This window comes from Candidatus Methanoperedens sp. (genome assembly GCA_012026795.1).
Classification (GTDB): domain Archaea; phylum Halobacteriota; class Methanosarcinia; order Methanosarcinales; family Methanoperedenaceae; genus Methanoperedens.
Map to the genome: position 1 here is coordinate 1 of VEPM01000028.1, position 21978 is coordinate 21978.

The 21978-nt window shown below is 41.0% G+C and carries 22 protein-coding genes and 1 pseudogene; 15 read left to right on the top strand and 8 right to left on the bottom strand.

Going from position 1 to position 21978, the window contains the following annotated elements; genetic code table 11:
• Positions 1-343 precede the first annotated feature (343 nt).
• Positions 344-3799: a PAS domain S-box protein gene (locus FIB07_13355; protein ID NJD53842.1), complete on the bottom strand. Its 3456-nt coding sequence runs from the start codon at positions 3797-3799 to the stop codon at positions 344-346.
• A 1466-nt stretch (positions 3800-5265) separates the two neighbouring features.
• Here FIB07_13355 and FIB07_13360 point away from each other — a divergent pair.
• The 5 genes from FIB07_13360 to FIB07_13380 all read left to right on the top strand — a co-directional run bounded on the left by FIB07_13360 (position 5266) and on the right by FIB07_13380 (position 10139).
• The gene (locus FIB07_13360; GenBank protein NJD53843.1) at positions 5266-6936 is read left to right on the top strand and encodes a hypothetical protein; all 1671 of its coding nucleotides are present in this window, start codon (positions 5266-5268) and stop codon (positions 6934-6936) included.
• A gap of 42 nt (positions 6937-6978) precedes the next feature.
• The gene (locus FIB07_13365; protein NJD53844.1) at positions 6979-7608 is read left to right on the top strand and encodes a hypothetical protein; all 630 of its coding nucleotides are present in this window, start codon (positions 6979-6981) and stop codon (positions 7606-7608) included.
• Positions 7609-7731: 123 nt separating this feature from the next.
• Entirely contained in the window at positions 7732-8190 is a 459-nt protein-coding gene (locus FIB07_13370; protein NJD53845.1) for a hypothetical protein, read from the top strand.
• Positions 8191-8408: 218 nt separating this feature from the next.
• Positions 8409-9767, top strand: coding sequence for an MBL fold metallo-hydrolase (locus FIB07_13375; protein NJD53846.1), 1359 nt, complete (start codon positions 8409-8411; stop codon positions 9765-9767).
• Positions 9768-9803: 36 nt separating this feature from the next.
• On the top strand, positions 9804-10139 hold the full coding sequence (locus tag FIB07_13380; GenBank protein ID NJD53847.1) for a histidine triad nucleotide-binding protein: 336 nt from the start codon (positions 9804-9806) through the stop codon (positions 10137-10139).
• Positions 10140-10141: 2 nt separating this feature from the next.
• On the opposite strand, the gene FIB07_13385 is transcribed toward FIB07_13380, so the two are convergent.
• Positions 10142-10822: a phosphoribosyltransferase gene (locus FIB07_13385; protein ID NJD53848.1), complete on the bottom strand. Its 681-nt coding sequence runs from the start codon at positions 10820-10822 to the stop codon at positions 10142-10144.
• Positions 10823-10994: 172 nt separating this feature from the next.
• Between FIB07_13385 and FIB07_13390 the strand changes: the two genes are divergently transcribed.
• The 5 genes from FIB07_13390 to FIB07_13410 are packed head-to-tail and all read left to right on the top strand — an operon-like array spanning position 10995 to position 15169.
• Entirely contained in the window at positions 10995-11957 is a 963-nt protein-coding gene (locus FIB07_13390) for an NADP-dependent oxidoreductase (GenBank protein ID NJD53849.1), read from the top strand.
• 44 nt (positions 11958-12001) lie between these two features.
• Positions 12002-12550, top strand: coding sequence for a rubrerythrin family protein (locus tag FIB07_13395; GenBank protein ID NJD53850.1), 549 nt, complete (start codon positions 12002-12004; stop codon positions 12548-12550).
• Between the two features lie 29 nt (positions 12551-12579).
• Positions 12580-13542: a trypsin-like serine protease gene (locus FIB07_13400; protein ID NJD53851.1), complete on the top strand. Its 963-nt coding sequence runs from the start codon at positions 12580-12582 to the stop codon at positions 13540-13542.
• A 28-nt stretch (positions 13543-13570) separates the two neighbouring features.
• Positions 13571-14023 (top strand): universal stress protein, encoded by a 453-nt coding sequence (locus FIB07_13405; GenBank protein ID NJD53852.1) that lies wholly within the window; start codon positions 13571-13573, stop codon positions 14021-14023.
• A gap of 36 nt (positions 14024-14059) precedes the next feature.
• Entirely contained in the window at positions 14060-15169 is a 1110-nt protein-coding gene (locus FIB07_13410; protein NJD53853.1) for a CBS domain-containing protein, read from the top strand.
• An 11-nt stretch (positions 15170-15180) separates the two neighbouring features.
• On the opposite strand, the pseudogene FIB07_13415 reads toward FIB07_13410, so the two are convergent.
• Positions 15181-16128: pseudogene (locus FIB07_13415) on the bottom strand (DNA-3-methyladenine glycosylase 2 family protein).
• A 223-nt stretch (positions 16129-16351) separates the two neighbouring features.
• On the opposite strand from FIB07_13415, the gene FIB07_13420 reads away from it, so the two are divergent.
• Complete coding sequence (locus tag FIB07_13420) at positions 16352-16591, top strand: ferredoxin (GenBank protein ID NJD53854.1); 240 nt, start codon at positions 16352-16354, stop codon at positions 16589-16591.
• A gap of 6 nt (positions 16592-16597) precedes the next feature.
• Here the strand turns inward: FIB07_13420 and FIB07_13425 are convergent, their stop codons facing one another.
• From FIB07_13425 to FIB07_13435, 3 genes are read right to left on the bottom strand one after another with little or no spacing between them, the layout of a single operon-like run.
• Positions 16598-17110, bottom strand: a complete 513-nt coding sequence (locus tag FIB07_13425) for a CGGC domain-containing protein (protein NJD53855.1) — start codon at positions 17108-17110, stop codon at positions 16598-16600.
• Between the two features lie 55 nt (positions 17111-17165).
• Positions 17166-17519 (bottom strand): hypothetical protein, encoded by a 354-nt coding sequence (locus FIB07_13430; protein ID NJD53856.1) that lies wholly within the window; start codon positions 17517-17519, stop codon positions 17166-17168.
• Positions 17520-17563: 44 nt separating this feature from the next.
• Positions 17564-18040 carry a DUF2124 domain-containing protein gene (locus tag FIB07_13435; GenBank protein ID NJD53857.1) on the bottom strand — a complete coding sequence of 159 codons (477 nt, stop codon included), beginning with the start codon at positions 18038-18040 and terminating at the stop codon, positions 17564-17566.
• Positions 18041-18130: 90 nt separating this feature from the next.
• Here FIB07_13435 and FIB07_13440 point away from each other — a divergent pair, with 90 nt between their 5' ends.
• Positions 18131-18367 (top strand): sulfurtransferase TusA family protein, encoded by a 237-nt coding sequence (locus FIB07_13440; GenBank protein ID NJD53858.1) that lies wholly within the window; start codon positions 18131-18133, stop codon positions 18365-18367.
• Positions 18368-18610: 243 nt separating this feature from the next.
• Here the strand turns inward: FIB07_13440 and FIB07_13445 are convergent, their stop codons facing one another.
• Positions 18611-19183, bottom strand: coding sequence for a DUF99 family protein (locus FIB07_13445; protein ID NJD53859.1), 573 nt, complete (start codon positions 19181-19183; stop codon positions 18611-18613).
• A 75-nt stretch (positions 19184-19258) separates the two neighbouring features.
• On the opposite strand from FIB07_13445, the gene FIB07_13450 reads away from it, so the two are divergent.
• From FIB07_13450 to FIB07_13460, 3 genes are all read left to right on the top strand, one after another.
• Positions 19259-20020 carry a hypothetical protein gene (locus FIB07_13450; GenBank protein NJD53860.1) on the top strand — a complete coding sequence of 254 codons (762 nt, stop codon included), beginning with the start codon at positions 19259-19261 and terminating at the stop codon, positions 20018-20020.
• 73 nt (positions 20021-20093) lie between these two features.
• Positions 20094-20327: an Lrp/AsnC family transcriptional regulator gene (locus tag FIB07_13455; GenBank protein ID NJD53861.1), complete on the top strand. Its 234-nt coding sequence runs from the start codon at positions 20094-20096 to the stop codon at positions 20325-20327.
• Between the two features lie 52 nt (positions 20328-20379).
• A complete protein-coding gene (locus tag FIB07_13460; protein ID NJD53862.1) occupies positions 20380-20895 on the top strand; it encodes a hypothetical protein in 516 nt (171 codons plus the stop codon).
• Positions 20896-20906: 11 nt separating this feature from the next.
• On the opposite strand, the gene cas4 is transcribed toward FIB07_13460, so the two are convergent.
• Positions 20907-21665 (bottom strand): CRISPR-associated protein Cas4, encoded by a 759-nt coding sequence (gene cas4, locus FIB07_13465; protein ID NJD53863.1) that lies wholly within the window; start codon positions 21663-21665, stop codon positions 20907-20909.
• Positions 21666-21978 lie beyond the last annotated feature (313 nt).

The following is a 21978-nucleotide window of genomic DNA, read 5'->3' on the forward strand; positions in this document are numbered from 1 at the left end:
TGTTTAGAAAACTTATCAAGTTACCTAAATTATTTATTAAGGTAATCTGTTTTATACACGTTTAACCTGAATGGACGGGATAGATTTTTCATACGAAGTAATCTATTCCAAAGGGGGTACGTTTCAGCCCAAGCCTGAAGGCATTGGGCGATCTCTACCCCTTGACCCCGCACAAAGTATATATAGCAGGATATATGCTTCCCGACGCTGTAAATGTTGTAGAGCCAGTAAAATCCAGTGCAAAAAGTGCAGTTATAGGCGGCATCATTAGCATGTAAATCAATGCCCGGCCTGAAAGAATGGCTGTAATGGCGGCTGCGTGTTCATATGGGGTCTGGGGTGACTATTTTGCGCTTAGAACCTCGTGAATAGTTTTCAATAATCTCTCAGCAGTATAAGGTTTTGGTAAAAGGGTTTGTGCACGAGTGCTTTCAATTTTTGCAAGTTTATCTTTCTCTGCTAATCCACTGGCTGCTATAATTTTGACTTCAGGGTTAATTTTACGTATCGCCCGGATGCTTGCATGACCATCCATTACCGGCATCATCATATCCATAAGAACAACTTTGATTTTATCCTTATTTTGGGCATACTCTGTTACTGCCTGTGCACCATCTTCAGCAGCAAGAACATCATATCCATTTTCTTTTAATACCGAAATAGTAACCTCACGAACTGAATCTTCGTCTTCAGCAACGAGAACCAATTCTCCATGTCCGAAGGGCAATTCAAGTTGCTGCTTCTCTACATTTTGTATTTCGGTTTTAGTCGCTGGCAGGTATACATTGAACTTTGTTCCTTTTCCAACCTCGCTGTATACATTTATAAATCCACCGTGGCTTTTCACAATCGCAAGAGCTGTTGAAAGGCCAAGTCCTGTACCTTTACCAAACTCCTTTGTCGTGAAAAACGGTTCAAATATTCTGTCAACTGTTTTAGGAGGAATACCAACCCCGGTATCCGAGACAGAAATGGCAACATAAGAACCTGCTTTGGCTTCAGCGTGCACATTCTTGTAATTTTCATCGATCACGAAATTCGAAGCTGTGATTCTCAGAATACCGCCATCCAGCATAGCATCGCGGGCATTCACGCATAAATTCATTAGAACCTGGTGCAATTGGGTTGTGTCTCCGGATATGGTCCAGATACCAATTGGTATATCGGTTCGGATTTCAATGTTTCTTGGAAATGTCTCTTTTGCGATCTTTTCTATCTCAGATACGATGTTTGCAACATTAAGGGGAGCGCGTTCACCCTCTACACCCCGTGAGTATGACAGCACCTGCTTTATCAAATCAGCGCTGCGCTCGGAGTTTTTTTCAAGAATGGTAAGCAATTTCTGACTCTGCTCATCTTTGAATTTTTGTTTTAATGTATGCAGAGACATCATCATCGGTGTCAGTAAATTGTTGAGATTATGCGCTATACCTCCCGCAAGAACGCCTATGCTTTCCATTCGTTGCGCTCGTAATAAGTGCGCTTCAAGCTTTTTTTTCTCAGTGATATCTTTGGCGATAACAGAGAGACCATCCCTGGTTGGATAAGCATTAATTTCAAAAATGAATTTCTTATCCCCAAGCTGGTATTCATTCTCGAAACGCTCAGGTTGCTGCGTTTTTAATGCCTCTATATAGAACTGCTCCGCTTTTGTATCTTTCACATCAGGGAAAAGCTCGTATATAGATTTTCCAATAGCATCTTTCGCCAGAATCCCTGTAAGAGCTTCAGAGGCTTTATTCCAGTAGGTATATCTTAACCCTCTGTCCATCGCATAGAATAGGTCGTCAATGCTTTCAGTAAGCTCCCTGTAGCTTGCTTCTCTCTCCAGCAATGCTTTGTTTGCCTCTTTCAGCTCTGCTGTCCGTTCCTGAACACGTAGTTCTAACTCATCGTGCGCTTTCTGCAGCGCCTCCTCGGCTTGCTTGCGCTCGGTGATATCGGAATGCATTGCCAGGTAGCCAATGAAGTTACCGGCGGCGTCTCGCCTCGGAGAGATGTTGCTCAGAGTCCACAATATCGAGCCATCCTTCCGTCGCATCTTCCGTTCAGTATTGAAGCTACCCTGCTCTTTCAGGCGCTCACGCGCCCCAAGCACGGCTTCCCGTTCTTCAGTGCCCACGAAATCGAGGCTGGACCGTCCTACGATCTCCTCGCGCGGGTAGCCCAGCATATCAACCATGCGCTGGTTGACGTAGGTGATTGTTCCATCAGGCCCGTGGGTGGCAATGCCTTCTTCGGCTGTCTCGATGAGCCCACGATATCGCTCCTCGCTCTCGCGAAGCGCTTCTTTCGCCCGCTTTCGCTCGGTGATATCATGCATATAAATACGCACGACGCCCAGTTTTTTTACTACATGTATGGACTCGGCGAATATTCTATCTTTGATCTCAACATCACGATAAAAAAGTTGCCCCTCTTTTTCCAGCTCCAGAGCTTTCATGATTTCTTCAAAATCGCCGGGCAAAAATATACGCACGTTGTTCTCCATCTTTAATGTCTTCAGGGCTTCCGCAGTCGCCGCATTTGAGAATGTAACCTCTCCGTTTGCATCTATCTCGATAACCGGATTAGGATTTAACTGCGGGAACGAGGCAAGGTGTTCAATTTCTCTCTCGGTTCGCTTGCGCTCTGTAATATCTCTTATTATCGCCATTCTCAGCCGACCACTCGGAGTATCCTTTACCGATACCGATAGTTCAGCGGTAAATGTTTCTCCAGTCTTCCTTCGTAGTTCCAACTCAACCCGGTTCCTGTCTGCCAGGCCATTATCAATATCATTCGGATGATCTGACTGGATCATTAACGTGCCCGCCTGTTCTTCAGCAGCTACCAGACTGGCAAAAGAAGAACCAATTGCTTCATTCTGGCTGTAGCCGAATAATCTTTCTGCGGCTGGGCTCCAGACCAAAATCTTGCCTTTATCATCAATTGATATTATGGCATCTTTTGCCATGTTCACAAGCATACTGTAGCTTATCGCAGGCTCACGCCAGATATTGTCCATCTTTTGGGCGAGTCCAATTCCCTTAGCCCGTGCTTCTTTGAGTGCAGATGCTGCAGCCACGAGGAAATAAGTACTACCCAGATATTGGGCTATTCTGCCCAACCAGTTTAAGGGACTTCCAGGTGCGGCCAGGGGAGCAAGTGTTAAGCCAACAGCGATAATTGCCAGCCCCAGAGAATACCAGTAAAGAAAACTCTCTTTGGAAGAATAATATAATCTCGCGTAGAGCGAGGCTGAGATAAAGAAGAGAATGATGTACGATATTATGATAACCCATCGGGTGTGTGTGTATCCCTCCCCGGTAACGAAAAACGGTGGGAAAAGTCCCCTGATTGCGGCTGTGGAAAGAATAACAAAAAATATTATGATACCTGAATAAAAAAGTATCGCAATCGATTGTCTGGGAAACTTCTTCAGAGAATATCGGGCAGGATACTTTTCGGTACTTTGGCCTGTGCCTGATATATACAATATAGCAGCAAGCAGAGTCCCCATGCTAAATATTGTCACTGATACATTAAGGCTATTCGGGAATATCCATCCGGCAAGCAAAGCTGAAATGCCAAAGGCCAGAGCTCCTCCACCCAGGAAAAGGGCAGGGCGTTTAGCTCCGAATACGTAGGCTGATGCCGCTATGAATGCTATAGTGAAGCCAGCGCCGCTGGTGAAGATGGTATTAAGCACCGGTAGCAGCAAATGGGGTTCGTAAGTCGTCTGTATATCAACAAAATAAAGAATTATGGCTATAGCTGTTATTAACGGAAGTGGGATAAAGCTAAAGCGCTTCAACATACGATTTCACCTGATTTATTTGTATTTAGATGTAATTCGGTATCTCCCATTCTAACAATATAATGAGACAAAGCCGTATATTAGCATGACGCTAATTATCAGGTTGCCCAAACTCCTCAATTCACCGGGCGCGCTCACGTCCTGGCTTAGATACAATTTATGACTGGGAAATTAACAAAATGGAATACATATGTCATCGGTTAAGAGAAAAATCAGAACATAGAACATGGATTGCACGGATGCCGCGGATGCGCGCGGATTGGATATCCGTGTAAATCCGCGTGATAAGCGTCATCCGCGTTCGATATAGACTAATTGGAGATTTAATAGAAACCATAAAAAGATATATTCTTAGCCATTAAATTCATTAACCGATGACAGATAAGATGGAATAAGTAAAAAAGGGGGGCTGAAAACGATTAGCTTTAGAAGTGCATGGGATAACTTACGAAAAAACCGCAGATGAACGCAGATAAACACAGATTTATTGCTATGCTTATTGAAAATAAAACTGAAAACGGATCATCAGCATAAATTATTATCCCTAAACAATAAAATTCAGGTGCGCCCGGAAATCACGATGCGTATCTGTGTTTATCTGTGTTCATCTGTGGTTCCTTTGTCAGATGAAATAAAAGTATCAAAAATCAGCGCGCCCGAAAGAACACTGATTTCTCCAAAAACCGAATTAGTATTCTGTAATTGTCTCTGCACAGTTCATAGGGTCGCCCAAACTCCCGAACTTACCGGGCGCGCTCACTTCTTGGCGCATATACAATAGTTGTTACGATTGGGAAATTAACAAATGGGAATAAGTAAGAAGAAGGGGCTGAAAATTGATTAGCTTAAGTGCATGGGATAACTTACGAAAAAACCACAGATGAACACAGATGAACACAGATTTATTGCTATGCTTATTGAAAATAAAACTGAAAACGGATCATCAGTATAAATTATTACCTCTAAACAATAAAATTCAGGCGCGCCCAAAAATAACGATGCATATCAGCGTTTATATGAGCAATGTTTTATTTGATATTAAACCGGAAAACCTATGATTAAAATAGCCTAAGCGTTTACTCCTAAAGAAAAATATATTTAAGCTATTGATATAATTAAGTACCATATTTAACATGTTACATAAATAGTAAATCCAGAAAATATGAAGGTTGATGGAGAAGCGGAAATGGTTGCTTGATCAATTCAGCTTCCAAAATAGGAAAAGAAGACATGGGTAGTAAAGACGAGAAAATGGGTTTAAGAAGTATTAAAGATATCAAGAAAGAGGCAGCAAAAAAGTCGTTGATTTATCTGAAGAAAAATCAAAGACAGAGAATGCGGTAGAAAATTTAATAGAGAAAATAGAAGGTTCTTTTGAAGATGCTCAAAAGCAGACGGAAAAGAGTGTTTCTGATTTAAATATTAAACGAGTTGATCTGGAAAATACTGTCCACTTCAGAGTGGGTTTGGCATTGGAGGCAGTAAATAAATCAATTGAAATATTAAGGCACACATATGAATGGGTAAGAGCGGATTACCGGAAGTCCATAGCAGTGCCTCTTTCGGTAATGATACTTGTCGAATTTATTTATGTGATCTTTGTTCCTTATTTCCCATGGATCGAAGATTCGGTTTATGGGATTCCAGTTTTAAAAGTGATCATTGTTATAATAGGTTTCCTGGTTGTTTGCTTTACATATACTGTATTACGAAAGATTAATGAAAGATTTCTCATTAGCTTTGAAAATATAGAAAAAATGATAGAAGATTTGAACCAAACAGAGCCTGCAATTGAAGAAATAAAGCTTTCAAAACAAGAATTCAATGATACCAGGCCATTTCTTAAAAGCGTTAGGGGATTCTTAGATATTTTGATGTCTGTTGCTGGAGATTCCGTCCCATTTATGCAAAAAACATTCGATGAATTGACCCTTCTTGCAAAGTTTGGAGAGAAGGTGGAGAGTTTCGAACTTGCTTTAAACTATTACGGTTTGCTCGAAGATAAGATCTTTTTTGCGAGACTAAGTGAATTTGCTCCATCGAAAGCTCATATACTTGATGATGAAAAAGTTTGGGAATATCATATAGTTGAGAGCATAATAAATAAGCTCAAGGAACAAGGAGTAAACCTCTTCAAAGATGTAATATTGCTTTTATACCGTGAACATAATGGACTTGAAACTTTAGACATTTTCAGAGCTATAAGCACGAAAGAAGAATATATGGAGAGCCTTGCAAGAGTTCTTATTGATAGTAAAAGACTTGTGCAGCCCCCATATAATGATTTCTATAAAACAGAAGATATAGTTCCAGTCTTGAAAAAGGTTGGATGTTTCAATCTTTCAGAGATCAATAATGTGCTTTCTAGGTCTCTAAGGCAGTTGGATTACTTAAAATCTTATACCGAATTTCTAGTTAAGAATGGTATTAAACCAGATTTTAGGCCCAGCATCGAATTCATAATCGATGAATCTATAAATGAAAATGACGAGTTTGAGCGCCAAGTTATTAGCTTGGTTTATAAAATTGGAAAAAGAGCTTTTGACAAGATACCCTCATTGGATGATGCTTTCAAAGAAGCGTTTGCAAAAGCTTCTGTTTCTATCAAATTTCACAATGAAATATCTTTTAGGAAGAACGCATGTGAAATTTCAGCGGATGAAAGGTCAGCTGCCGTGATTACGGCTTACTATGAAAAATCGAAGGAAATAGGTGCTGTTTTATTAGAAGATTTGCTTAAAGACTTGGATTTAGTTAAATCTTCTTATGATAAAAGGGATGATGTTGAATTCAAATTCTTGATTAGCCAATTGAGAGAGGGAAATTGGTTTGACAGCAGTGGTGCCTATATAAAAGCCTTTTTAGATGCATCAAAAAAGGAAATCAAAGAACAGATTTCCAAGATTGAAAAATTCACAATATTACAGGAGGTCGTTAAGAACACTTTTCAGAAAGTTAGGATCACTACCGTTGAGAAAGCCATTGATGCTCAAGTGTTTGGCGCATATATAATTATGTTCTCAAAGGGGAGCAAAGGGAGTAAATTAGGGCCATTAGTGAATAAGTTATCCATAAGGGATTTGGAAAATTCAAATCCTGAAGATAAGTGGCGCTACAAATCTCCTGATGATCTATAAGCCATTGAGAAAACGTATGGATTAAGGCCTAAATATGACTTTATGAATTTTTCAAACAGCACCAGGATAGGGGTTTTGGACAAAGGAGAAAAATTTCTTGAGTTCAAAAATAATTTTTTGAATGATTTAAAAATAATTCTCAAATTGGAGGAAAAATCCGGCATTGGATTAGTGGTTCAAAGAATAACACCTTCTATTTACAGTTTCGGCCAACTTGAATACGAAGATTTAGTAGAAATAAAGGATTTAGATATTGCCAATTACATTGCACTCCTAGCTGGCGACCATATTCCCGAAGCAGACCAAGCAAGCGTAATAAGACTTGATAAAGATGTTGACCTTTTCGAAATTGTAAATATGAAATCTATTTATGAACTCATCAAGGTAAAAGGTGAAGATAGCGCAGGTAATGAGAGAAAGATCTTAGAATCACTCGATTTGAAGAAGAAAATTCTAGAAAAGCTTGGAACAGATTTAAAATCATTAGCATTAGATATAGGTTCTGGGGTAAGAAGTAAGGAGGAAATAACTCCAATAATAAGGGATGTTTTGGAATATAGTTTTTCATCCCAGTTAGGTTTAAGGGGAAAAGCGAAAGATCGTGCAAATTTATTGTCAAAGCGGTTTTCAGATGTGCTGGAGCAGCTTTCACTCCTCTATAAGATGCAGTAGAAATATTTAAAGAGAGTCTGGTTGTAATGATTATCGCAACATGATAGCATTCGTTAGCAAAATCTACGTTATAATAAAAAAATCACTAAATTCTTATACCATCGGCACATGGATGTATTACAAATGACAAGATACCAACCCATTATTGATGTGCTTATAAATAGCGGGGTTTATGACATAGTATATTTTGACCATGAAACTGAATTACCTATCCCATATCGGAATATTGGTTTCTTGAAGAGAAATGCTTTGCAAGAACAATCTGGAAAAGGAAGAGTACTTCATAAAAAGTGGCCTGATGTCTGTGGAATTAGTAATGATAAACTTAAAATAATAATTGAAGAGGAGCGGAAACCGCCAAACAATACAATTGAAGAGGATATAAATATAATATCCAAATGTAAATATCTTTGGGTAGATAACAAAGAATTTCCTTTTGATCCAGAGTGTACTCTTTTTATCCTATTATATAATAACATCAACAGCATACCAGAGAATGTTATTGAGAATAAAGGTAACCTTAAAAGAATTGTTGTGTGCGATAAGCAATTATTCGAACAGAAATACACACAGTATGTTTGAGGCAATAATTAAGTAAGATATTGTATCTTGGGATAACTACCAATGCAAATTGAAACGGTAGCATAATGATTAAAGGCACTGAGGGCCAAAGAAGCGAACGAAAATCAATCAATCCATAGTAAGAGATCGCATTTGAACCAAAAGTTACCAGAGGTATGTAACGACCGATAACAACATTTAATACCAGTCGCAATCATTTCTTCTTGAGGTGAGAGTGGATGTTCATTGAAAAGCTTGTTTCCAGAGGGCTTGCTCATTTCTCCTATATTGCAGGAAATGATAGGGATGCGTTCGTAGTTGATCCTAAAAGAGATGTGGATTCGTATATTGAAATTGCGAAAAACAAATGCTGCAGGATACGGTATGTTTTTGAGACGCACTGCAATGAGGATTACCTGATAGGGTCGCTGGAACTTGAAAAGCTAACAGGTTGCAGGATAATCCACAGCAATCAAATTGATTTTGGCTATGGTGAGCCGACAGCTGAAAATGATACCTTCGACATCGGCGGCATGAAGATTAAGGTTATTGAAACCCCAGGACACTCCCCGGATAGCCTGAGCTTTGTACTTTATGCGCCCTCCGGGGAAAAACCTCTTGCTGTTTTTACAGGGGACGCGCTTTTTTATGGAAATGTAGGAAGGACTGATCTTTTCGGAAGGGAAAAGACGGGTGAATATGCATCTATTCTTTATGACTCTGTGCACGGGAAACTCCTTTCATTAGGTGATGGAACAATCGTGTATCCAGCCCATGGAGCAGGCTCAGCATGCGGCGGCGCAATGGCAGATATTGTAATAAGTACGATAGGATATGAGCGAGCCGCAAATCCCATGCTTGATCTCACGCGTGAGGAATTTGTCGAAATGAAAAAGAGAGAAAATATTCCGCTACCCCCTTATTTTGCCAGGATGGCAGATCATAACCAGAATGGTCCAGGTTTGCTTGAGCCCGGTCGGGTCGAGCCACTGGATGCTACCACGTTCGCAGGCGTTATGTCGAACTCCACAATCTTAGATACCCGCTCTCCTACCTCCTTTGCCAGCGCGCATATCAAAGATTCATATAATATCTGGCTCGGAGGATTGCCTTCATTTGCAGGCTGGATCGTTGATTATGAAAAGGATATCCTGCTTGTGACAGAGAGACAGGAGGATGTTGAGGCAGCGTTACGATATCTTGCAAGGATCGGGTTTGATAAAGCAAGGGGGTATCTTTGCAAGGGTATCGAAGACTGGGAGGTTCATGGAATGAGTCTTGAGCAAAGCGGTATTTATACCGTGGACAATCTTCATGAGAAACTGGCAGAAAACGAACTATTTGTGCTGGATGTTCGAAAGAAGGAGGAATACACCGGGGGTCATATTCCTGGAGCCGTAAATATATATGTGGGTGAACTTGAGAAAAGACTGTCTGAGGTTCCGCCAGACCGTCCTGTTGTTTCTGTTTGTTCCACAGGCAACAGGTCGGGGATCGGAGCAAGCATCCTGGCGCGCGGGAATTTTAAGAATGTGTATAACCTTATCGGAGGCATGAAAGCATGGAAGGAGAAAGGTTATCCTGCAAAAAAAGGTTAAAGATTATACATCAAGATATCAAGATGATAACGGATCATGAATAGCAATTGTATATTCTGCAACATTATCAGGGGTAAATCTCCTGCAAATTTTATTTATAAAGATGAAAGCTTCGTGGTTTTCCATAATATAAAACCTTCAGCGCCCGTACATGTCCTGATGGTGCCTGTTGAGCACATTGAAAGTGTCAATGAGCTAAAAGAGCATAATGTGGGGGTTGTATCGAGGATGATCCTCAAATCAAAGGAAATAGCTGAGGAACTGGGTATTAAAGACAGCGGTTACAAACTTGTAATAAACGTGGGCAGCGGAGCCGGACAGGTTATATTTCATTTGCATATTCATCTTTTGGGTGGATGGAACAAAAGTTAAGGTCAGGTGTTTCTCTTTTTCAATAATTCCAATACTTCCTCCTGGGTGAGGTCATGCCATTCCTCATATGCATCAGCTACGGCAAATATTCTTGTTTCCCGGATGTTAGGGCAGAAAATTTCATCGACATAGGGAGCAACAAGATCGATTGCGCTTTCTGATGCAGTTGGAACTGCGACAATGATCTTTGCCGGAGATAGTCTTTTTACGGAACTTATGGCTGCAAGAAGCGTGTAACCTGAAGCCAGCCCGTCATCCACGATTATCGCTGTCCTGCCTTTCAGATCAGGAAATGGTCTTTTTCCCCGGAATATTTCCATTCTTTTATCAAGCTCACTTTTGACATCTGCGATTATTGAATCGATTTCAGAATCGCTCAATTGAAGCTGTTCCACTAATTTCTCATTTAGCTTCACCTCTCCATTCCAGCTCATCGAACCAAACCCGGCTTCAGTGTTGAAAGGAACAGGGAGCTTTCTGACGATTATTAAATCCATCCGAAGTCCGAGTTTTTCTGCGATAGCACTTCCTACAGGAACACCTCCCGATGGTATAGCCAGCACCATAGAATCTTTTCCGATATAAGGTCTCAGTTCTCTTGCAAGAATTTCCCCTGCATGTACCCTGTCCCTGAATACATGATTTTTATTTCTCAATTCCCTCTGTTCGATTATTTTTGCCATTTGACTCCCCCGGTATTTGATGCGAACGTTTAATATTAACAGTACTCAGGAAGTTATAAATTCTATGGATATGAAATAATATATCATGGAGTGAAGGTTATGCAAATCTGGGAAATCCGGATTGGTTAATCAAACGTTCAAAGTCAATATATCCGTTTCAAAGGAGGTATATATGAAAGCAGCACAAATTAATAAGTACGGAGATAACGAGGTTGTTGAGATTAATATGAACGCGCCGGAACCAACAGTAACCCGGGGGCACCTTCTCATTGAGGTGTATGCGGCCGGGGTTAATCCGATTGATTGGAAAATCCGCGAAGGATACATCCGGCAAAAGGTGCAGTTGAAGTTCCCGGCGACTCTGGGAGGGGATTTTTCAGGCGTCGTGGCAGAAGTGGGAGAAGGCGTTCAGGGATTCAAAAAAGGCGATGAAATTTACGGTCAGGCCAGTATCACAAAAGGCGGGTCGGGATCGTTTGCCGAATTTGCCACGGCTGATATGAATACTGCGGCACATAAACCAGGGATATTGAGCCATGCTGAAGCAGCCGCACTGCCGCTGACAGGTGTAAGTGCATGGCAGTCACTCGTTGATCATATAGGTCTTTCCAGTGGCAAAAAGATCCTTATCCATGGGGGCGCAGGTGGTATCGGTTCAATGGCCATCCAGATAGCCAAACACCTAAGAGCTTATGTGGCAACGACAGTCAGTTTAAAAGATATGGAGTTTGCAAGAGAACTGGGCGCGGATGAAGTAATTGATTATAAAAACCAGTCTTTTGAAGATATAATACATGACTATGATGCAGTCTTTGATACCGTAGGTGGCAAGACTTACACAGGATCTCACAGAGTGCTTAAGAGGGGTGGTATAATTGTTTCTATGTTAGAGCAGCCCAATCCTGATCTCATGGAGCAGTACAAAGTGAAGGCTATAGGACAATTAACACAGGTGACCGGAGAGCGATTATCTAAACTGGCCGAACTCGCTGATAAACGTGTTATTAAAGTACATGTTGAAAAAGCATTTCCCCTGGAAGAGGCGCAGGAAGCACTTGAGTTTCAGCAAAACGGACATCCGCGGGGTAAGGTCGTTCTGGAGATAAAAAATACAAGAAATAAGAGCCAGGACTAAGTATAAATACAAATAATAAAAGTTTATTGAAGGGAGGTTTTTAAATGAAAAAAATGACAGAACAGAATCTCATCAATGCTTTTGGAGGAGAAAGTCAGGCACACATGAGATATTTGCATTTTGCAAACCAGGCCGAAAGGGAGAAATTTAATAGTGTAGCGCGCTTATTCCGCGCAATCGCCCATGCTGAATATATACATGCAGGAGACCATTACAGGGAGTTAAGACACCTGGACGGGGGATTTGTTGCAAATAGCATGGCAGCTTTTGGCCCTGGCGATTCTAAAAAAAACCTTAAACTGGCCATAGCGGGTGAGACATTTGAAATTGAGGAAATGTATCCCGTTTACCTGGAAGTGGCAAAATTCCAGGGAGAAAAAGGTGCACAAAGAAGTTTTGAATATGCGTATGGCACTGAAAAAATGCATAAGATGCTTTATGAAAAAGCATCAGGTTCAGTTAATTCGGGAAATGACGTTAAGCTTGGTCCAATCCAGGTTTGCGAAGTTTGCGGATATACCGTGGAAGGAGAAGCGCCCGATATATGCCCATTATGCGGTGCATCCAGAGATAAATTTACGGCATTCAAGTAGGGAATAAAAAGAATGAAATTTATGGGGTAATGTATATGACAAATTTTGATGAGATGGTTACTGGTGCTGTGGATAAAGTAATACCGAGTGTTGTGAACATCAGCGAAGTAAGGTTAATGAAAAATGCATATCTCCAGGTGCATCCGGTTCCGGGAGTGGGTTCCGGTTTTATATTACATGAGGACGGCCTTATACTCACCAATGCCCATGTGGTGATGGGTTCACAGGAGATAAAAGTTGCCCTGGAAGACGGAAGGGTATTCCCGGCCCAGATAAGGGGACTTGACACCATGAAAGATCTTGCGGTAATAAAGATCAACGCCAGGGGTCTGCCAGTTCCTAAGATTGCAAAAGACAACGATCTCAAAATCGGGCAGATGGCTATCGCCATAGGAAGCCCGCTTGGCCTTGTTGGAGGTCCCACTGTAACAGCAGGTGTCATAAGCGCATTGAACCGGTCTATCCAGACTGAGGTGACATTCATGGAAGGACTGATGCAGACCGACGCTGCCATTAATCCGGGAAACAGCGGAGGTCCCCTGGTTAACAGCAGCGGTGAGGTGATAGGGATTAACAGTGCCATCATACCTTTTGCCCAGGGCATCGGATTTGCCATACCAATAGAGGCTGCTATGGAAATCGCATCCCAGTTGATAGAGCATGGCGAGGTCGTCAGGCCCTGGATCAGCATGAATGCCATAGATGTCAATCCCAAGCTGGTAGCATATTATAACCTGCCCACTACAAAAGGGGTAGTTATCACTGATGTAGTGAAAGGAAGCCAGGCCGATAGATCAGGTATAGAGATAGCAGATATCTTAATCCGCATGGATGGAACAGAAATAAATAATGTCAGGGATATTATCAAAGTGCTCAATAAACATAGAGTGGGCGACATTGTCACAATGGAGTTCTTCAGAGGGCAGGAGAAAGTGAAACTTAAGACAGTGCTTGAAAAGGCACCATCCGTACAGAGTCCACAGGCTCGATAATAAATATTTCAGGTTAAATGGGAGATTTATGGTAAGTAAATTATACAGAAAACTATTGATTGCAACGGATGGTTCAAAATATATTAAAAAAGTAGTTGATTATGGGATAGATATTGCAAATAATACCGGAGCAAAACTACATGCTATCTTCGTAGCCGATACCATGGCATATAGCTCAATCCCGTTGTCCTCCCCGATGGAATATGCATATTCGATTTTAAGACATGAGGGTGAGGTTGCTATAAAGGATGTGAAAAATATGGTAGAGGCCGCAGGTCTGGAGATAGAAGGAATTATTGCAGAAGGACATCCGGCTGATGAAATAATAAAGTACGCCGAAAAGAATTCTATGGACCTTATAATGATGGGAACACTGGGAAAAAGCGGGCTTGACAGATTTCTTCTTGGCAGCGTTGCAGATAAAGTGATCCGCAACTCGAAAATACCCGTTATTGTGATTCCTGTGAAGGATAAAAATTAGAACGTATTTGTTTAAATAAGCTATGGGAGGAATTTTATGAAAACTTCGATCCAGTTAGGAAAAATAATGGGTATACCGATAAAATTGCATATAACATTTCTTCTGATTCTGCCATTCTTTGCATGGAATTTTGCAGTAAACCCTTCACCGTTTGGTTTCCGCGACCAGGAAGTACCTCTCCGGTATGTCCTTTCGCTGGCTGCGGCAGTATTTCTTTTTGTCTGCGTACTATTGCATGAACTCGGACATTCTTACATAGCCAAAAAACACGGAACAAACATCCAGAGTATAACACTTTTTCTTTTTGGCGGCGTTTCATCAATGGAAGAAATTCCAAGAGATCCAAAGACTGAGTTAAAAATGGCTCTTGCAGGCCCTGGTGTCAGTTTTTTGATAGGTTTCATATTGATAATTATAGATCTCATTTTCAAACCATCCGGTGAATCGTTTGTAGATTATTACTTCTTAAAACCGTTAAATGATCCATATCTTCGTCTTGTCTGGATGATAGCAATCATAAATATTATGCTTGGCATCTTCAACCTCCTTCCGGCATTTCCCATGGATGGCGGCAGGGTGCTCAGGGCATGGCTTGCACAGAGAATGTCCTATATCACGGCAACGCGGGAAGCAGCAGGTATAGGAAAGATGTTTGCCATCATTATGGGCATTTTGGGATTGTTCTACAACTTCTGGTTTATGCTCATCGCATTCTTTATTTACATAGGTGCTTCGGAAGAAGAAAAATCCACAGAAATAAACTTGGTACTTGAGGGGGTCAAGGTAAAAGACATTATGTCAAAAGAAGTCCGGACCGTAACTTCGGGAATGTCCATTGAAGAGCTTGTGGAATATATATTCCGGTTCAAACATATGGGGTATCCGGTCGTGGATGATGGGCAGTTGAAGGGCATAGTGACATTTACAGACGTACAAAAAGTCCCCAGGGAAGAAAGGAAAGCCGTTAAAGTGTCACAGGTAATGACAAAAAATATTATAAGTCTCCAGGAAGATGACGATGCGGTAAATGCATTAAAACTAATGTCGATGAATAACATCGGCCGAATAATAGTTAAAAAAGGCGACAAAATTTCAGGTATAGTCTCAAGGACTGATCTCATGCGGGTTGTACGATTATTAGAATAAGCCATGCTTGATTAAAGAATAATACCATCCCGGGCAAGTCGATCCAGCAACAAATGGAAATACAGGAATCCGCTGTAGGGCTCCCATTTTGAAAGAATACGCCTGACGTCTTCATAACTCACAGGCTCTTTTAGTTTCAGCCAGAGCTGCAGGTTCTTGCGGGCACCTATATCATCGCCAGGGAATATATGGATCCGTCCAAGACCTCGAAGCATGACGTACTCAGCTGTCCAGCGCCCCACACCCCGCAACTCACACAGGCGCTCCAGAATAGTCTCATCATCGGGTGTTTCCAGGTCTTCCGGAATTAAACGCTTATCAGTCATCATCCGGGCAAGTTCGATAATTGCACGTGCCTTATTATTGCTTAATCCCAGTCTTCGAATGTCCCGGGGTTCCAGTCCTGCCAGGTTTTCAGGGCGGGGAAAAGCGTAAACAGCTATGCTTTCTTTCTGAACAGATATGCCATAATTTGAGGCCAACTTGTTGAGCAGAAGAATGCCTAGAGTGAGCGTTATCTACTGACAGGCAATTCCATTGACTAACGCCTCAAAGAGCGTTGGGAAGCGGGGCGGTTTGAGCCCGCGAAATCGTGCAGCCAGTTGTGCAAGTTGAGCATCTCCTGAAGCCAGTACATAGAATTCCGAGAGGTTCCGCCTGGTACCCAGCATCCGTTCTACTGTTGTTACTAAAGTGGGTTTTACTGTAGGCAATAATCCAGTGCATAAAGCTTCAATCTTGAGTTCGGGATCATCGGGCGGGCCGACCTGTGTGATTGAAATATCCACAGCCTGGCCATCCAGTGTCAGAAGCCGTCTGTACGTTTTACCATCCCACCGATCTACAATATTATTTGCCCGGCGTCGCAAAGCCCATACTGTCAAATCCAGTCGGAAAGGTGCCACCGGTTTGATCGTGAATGAGAAGGGTCTCAAATATTTGAAATTATTTTCATCCATCAAAATTTCCCCCTGGTTAGTTGTTAGCATTTTATAATAATAAGAATATGGCGGAATCTTTAAATAGCAATGTCTTTGATATAAATCATAGGAACAAAAGGGAGGTTAGACATGGAATTAAAGATACAATTAGAGCATGATGAGTTTCAGCTTCACGCTGAACTTGTAAGGGCAATCCGGGTGAAAGGAAGTTCAGGATATGGAACGATAGGAGAATACTATTATGGCAAGATTTAAAGTTGAGATTGAAAGACCATTATGCATATCCTGTGAGAGCTGCGTCAACATATGCCCTGAATTCTGGGAGATGGCTCCTGATGGTTTCTCCCATTTAAAGGATTCAAAAAAAGCAGGCGAGAACGAAGAAAGAGAGATGGAGGATGTGAGTTGCAATACCGAAGCGGCAGAAAGCTGCCCGGCTTCATGTATACATGTCTATGAGAACGGGAAGAAAATCATTTGAGAAACCTCAGTGATGTGTCCCTTCCACGATCTTAACACCCTTATTGGTTATCATCTGCTTTATTTCCTCAATATGAGGGCACCTGGCATAGCTTTTTTCAAGAAGCATACATGAACTCAGGTGAATTACATCAATATCATGTTTCATGAGGCTGTCCACAAGCCTGGAAATTCTCCTGCCAGGGCATCCACCGCATGTGAAAAATCCTATTATCCGGGCATCTTTCCCATATTGTTCAAAATGTACTTTTCGTTTGTTGAATGCCTTAAAACATGCAACTCCCGGACAGGTCTCACTCACTATATCGCACCTGACGACTGCAATTTTTGTCGTTTTTTCTTCTTTTTCGTCCTTTCCCATTATGGCCCTGAATTGCAAAGCAGCTTCATTCACATCCTCGATCGACACTATGTTTTTCCCTTTCTTTTCAACAGCTGTTTCAATGCCCATTTTGGCCATGCTTCTGACATGCTCTGGTACTTTTTCAAGTTCTTTTAATGCATCCGGCTTCCATTCCATTGTAGTTACCTCGGTCGATTATATAGAAGTTTTTTAATGGGTATTAGTATCTTATTCAATTAGATGAGCTACCCATCGACTTCCAGATATTATATATGAATATAAAATATGAAATAGCCTCTACCAGCCCGAAGATCATAACTGCTATCGCAGCATCAGAAGCATCCTTTTCTTTGAGCAGCCAGAATTGTATCATTCCGAGTTTTCTGCTATAAAGCGCCCTGCTGGTATAGCGCGGTATGCTCTCATATGCGAGGCCGAAAAGCATGAACGATACCCACCCGATAAGTGCAAAATGCGAATGCATGAAACTGTATCCGGGACCAATGGTGATAAGCACACCCAGGATTGTGCTAAGAGCGAGATACACCAGGCTTGTTTTTATAAAAAGTCGTGCCAGGTTGTTCATGATCGTATTTAATATTTACTATATAGTATTTCAATGCCTTAATATTATTTAAATCCGTACGTCACAACTTCCATGTCAGCATCCATCAGATAATCAAAATCGATCAATTTATCCCAGCCCGCTTTCTGGAAAACCCCGCCGATGCACGCGCCCAGTATCTGGCGGTCAGGATGCTCTTTAGTGATCTCTTCTATCATCAAATTTAAACCTATTATATCCACTTCCATTTTTGGCATGGCAAGTCCCCCGAGAAGCACAACAGTATCAGAAGATGGATCTGCCTTTTTACCAAGCTGCATCCCGTAATCGGTCATTTCGACATTTGCTGCCAGGTCTTTCCTGAGGTTCGGGATAAATACCATCTCTTTTCCAGCATCACGTAAAACATAGCCAAGAAGTTCTGCAAACGGATTGCACCAGCCCGGACAGCCGATAAATGTTATTTTTTTCCTTCCCCGGGCAAGTTTACGAAATGCGGTTAGCATCCCGCCGATGCCTGACGCTTTTTCTATTGGTTTCATGAAATCACAGGAATCTGGATTGTCAAAGAAGCATATAAGGATTTATTAATGAGTCAGTTTTAAATAATCCTGAGTCAAATTGGATACCCTATGTCTGACATAATTCCTGATGATACGCTTGATGTGCGCGGCGAATGCTGCCCATATCCACTCATACTCACAAAAAAACGCGTCGAACAGTTAAAAAGTGGTGAAATCCTGCTGGTAACAGCCGATGATCCGGTTGCGCCGCAGAATATTGATTCATGGGCAAAAAAATCCGGAAATAAAATCCTTGCTGTCAATCAGGAAGGGAAAACTTTTAAAATATATGTCCAGAGAATTTAATTAAATAAGTTTAGGTTATTACAACAGAGTTTCTTCGATAGTAAAAGCATCTCTTCCGCAATCCACGCATGACACCATTGCGACCCCTTTGATGAAATCAGCGTTACTTAGCGGTATTAGATGTTTACAATTAGGACACTTATATTGAGTTTCATGATATAATTTATTCATCTTCATCACAATTATTAATGATTATTCATTGTATATATGTCTTACGGTGTTTTCCATGATTATTGATGATATTCACGCCTGGCCTTTTGATTCGCCCAGCACAACCCCGGTCGCTATAATATGTGCCACCCTGAGCGGCTCCGGGATGTTGCTGTGCGTTGAGGTTATCCGGATTATCTTAACTGCGCTTTCCTTATCAATCCCGCATAACTGGATAAAAACGGGGTTTTCCTGGTCTATTTTATGTATCGTACCGGCGCGCTGGATTATCTCCCATCTTTTTTCAGGGTCAGGGAGATGTAAAAGAGCAAGCCTGATTTTGCCAAAATCCGGGCAGGAACGCATGAAAACAATTACAGGCAGACCAGTTTCTTTGCAGATGCAGGTTATATCCACAGGATTAAATCCTGCAAATGTGACGCCATCAAGCATTATAACCCTTAGCTGGGTGTAATATTTTGAATCCTTGATGATACGGATCAAAATATCAGTCGCATCCATGCCGTCTTTTGTGACCTCTGCTCTCAGGACCCCGTCAAGCTGCTCACCTCCGCGGAAAAAAGCCCCGATGATCATTACTTTTTCATTTATCAAAGGTGAGTCATCAATAGCAAGGATGCGAATTTCAGGTTTTATATGCACTATATTTTGTTAGTTATGTAATTTATTAAAGATTTCTATTCGATAATATTAATAATGCCTCCAACAATAATGATGCTCATGAAATTTGCTGAAAGATGTCCGAAATGCGGTGGTTTTGTCCAGACAAAAAGTGTACGAAAATCCATCGGGCTTGGATTTGTTGAGATCCCGGTTGCGCAGTTCTGCCTGAATCCTGTTTGCGACTGGTACCAGGATTTTGCGGAGACGAAAAAGCCTGAAGATATTGAGGAAGGTTTCCATTTAAAAATCCCATCCATTGATAAAAGGTTGCCTGCTTATAAGAAGCCTGTAATCAAAGTACCAGAAATATCCAGGAACCAGGTGATGGCGCTTGCTGCAATAATCGGATTAATTGCTATTTATACAGTTTTTACTTATTTCGTTCCTGTGAATCATTTTGAGCAGGGTAATGGCGTTAATCAGAAACAACCTGGACAATCAGGATTACAGAACAACAATACTACGCTGTCATCAGTTACCCCAAAAATTCCTGCTGTTGTTCCTGCAACAATACCTGCTGTCCCACCTTCGATAACCGGATCAAAAAATTATACTATAAAAATAGATGTCGGTCATGGTTTTTATCCTGGAGTCATAACAATAAATAAATCGGACACTATAACCTGGAATAATGAGGAGAACCAGCGCCCCAGGCTCGTATTGGTAAGCAAAGAAGGTTTATTCGAAAAACAGCTCCTGCTGTATCCGGGCAGATATCAATATCAATTCAAAAATGAAGGAAGATTTAAGTTTGCCCTGGCTGAATATCCATCGTACAAAGAATATCAGAACGCAACAGGCACTGTGATCGTAAAGTGAAAATATAATGTTTATTCGTTTGGAAAATATTATATTCCCAAAACCTAATAAGTAGGTTATGGGTGAAAATTAAATGGCAATAGGCTTCGTATTGATCAACGTGATTCCCGGATCGGAAAAAAAAATATTTGATACTATGATAAAATGGGAAGAGATCCAGGAATTATATCCTCTTTTTGGTGATTATGACCTGATCGCGAAAATCCAGGCAAACGATTATGAGGGATTAAGCGAGATCGTGGTCAATAAAATAAGGGCGTTAAAAGGAGTTACTGAGACAAAAACGCTGACGGGAGCAAAATTCTGATTGCGATAGGTCCGGGAGATATTTAACTAAAATTTGGCCATCTTTTTCCATTATGAAAAATAAGAAGCTGATCTTGTCTGGAATTTTATTGATTGCATTTATTATTTTGGAAGTCTATCTGTTTATACACACTACACGACCCCCTGCTAATGATGATATTGATTTCAATATTACATTCAGGTATGGTGTTGAAGGAAAGAATGAGTTAAACACGTTCAAAGGGACATACATGAAGGATATGGTTATTGATCCTTCCATTACTGTGAATTTATCCCTGACAAAAGAAGAAAAGCAAAGAATATACCAAAAAATGAACGATACTAATTTTTTTGATTATCCGGGTTATTTTCCGCAACGCCAGGACAGATTCGTAACTCCAAACAGTGTGTATCGTTTAAAAGTAGAATACGATTCTAAGATCAAAGAAGTATCATGGGATGATAATTCGTTATTTGAAGATGAAAATATTGAAAAAGGGCTTAATGAAATTAAAGGATTGATCATAGAAATTATTGAAGATAAAGAAGAATATAAAATAATACCAACCCCTAGAGCATTATATTTATGATAATTCCCTGACTAAAAAAATCTCGATGCAAGAGTGGATTTTACATCGCATATCCCGATAAAACCACAATATTCGCATGGAGCATCTTTCGGTCTTTCGGGCATAAAACCTTCCTGGATTTTCTTTATCTTATCCATCACCTGCAGGACTTTCCTGCGCTCATGCCGTTTGATAACGACTGGTCTTACGATTCCCCGGCGTACATATTCGACAAATCCCTTTTCAACTATTGAATTGTATTTTTCCTCCACGAGGATTGAATAGGCAGTCAACTGGAGCCGGTCGCTGTTCCAGATACCATTTTCAGGCATATTGCCTGTTTTTATTATCGAAGGGACAATGCTTTCATTTATTTTTATCAACCTGTCAGGGCTGCCGGAAAATCTGAATTTATCCGAGCGTAAGATGGGTTCATCCTGGATGAACTCGCCTGAATAGAAATCGCTATTGTCAGAAAGATTTGAAGAAATTGTTTCGATCAGGGGGCGTATATCTGTTATCGATTTGGCGATCGCTGCATCATCAATTTTGCTCAGTTCATTACGGTAAATTACACGGATCTCATTTGAGATTCTTTCAAGTTCATTATTCAGAAATGCATGTTTATCATTGCTATTAATTGCTGATTGGTATGTCACGGATAATTCTTTTAATATTAATCGTTCCAGGTATCCGGATGAGATTTCACCTATTAATTCATGTCCCTTGTTGATGAAATAGCACATCCGGGGACATTTAAGGTAAGTGGTAATGTCTGAGACTTTTATCATGGGGTGTGTAAATATCCCGCTTATTTAAAAATATTGCCCATTGAGAATATGTTGGAATTGTTATGTTTCGAAAAACTGATAATTTTCATGCTGTACGAAAAACCACAGAGCACTCAGAGGACACAGAGAAGATTAACTCTGTGATCTCTGCGTCCTCTGTGGTTGATTCGTATTTCGAACACCTGAAAATTTGTATGAAGAAGGATGTTTGTTGTTATGGCTCTTTTACTTGGGATAATCATGTATGAGCGCCCCAAGGGGTAGGTCTGGAAGGGGTGCGTACCCCTTCCGGCGCAAGCGCAACAGCGCTTTG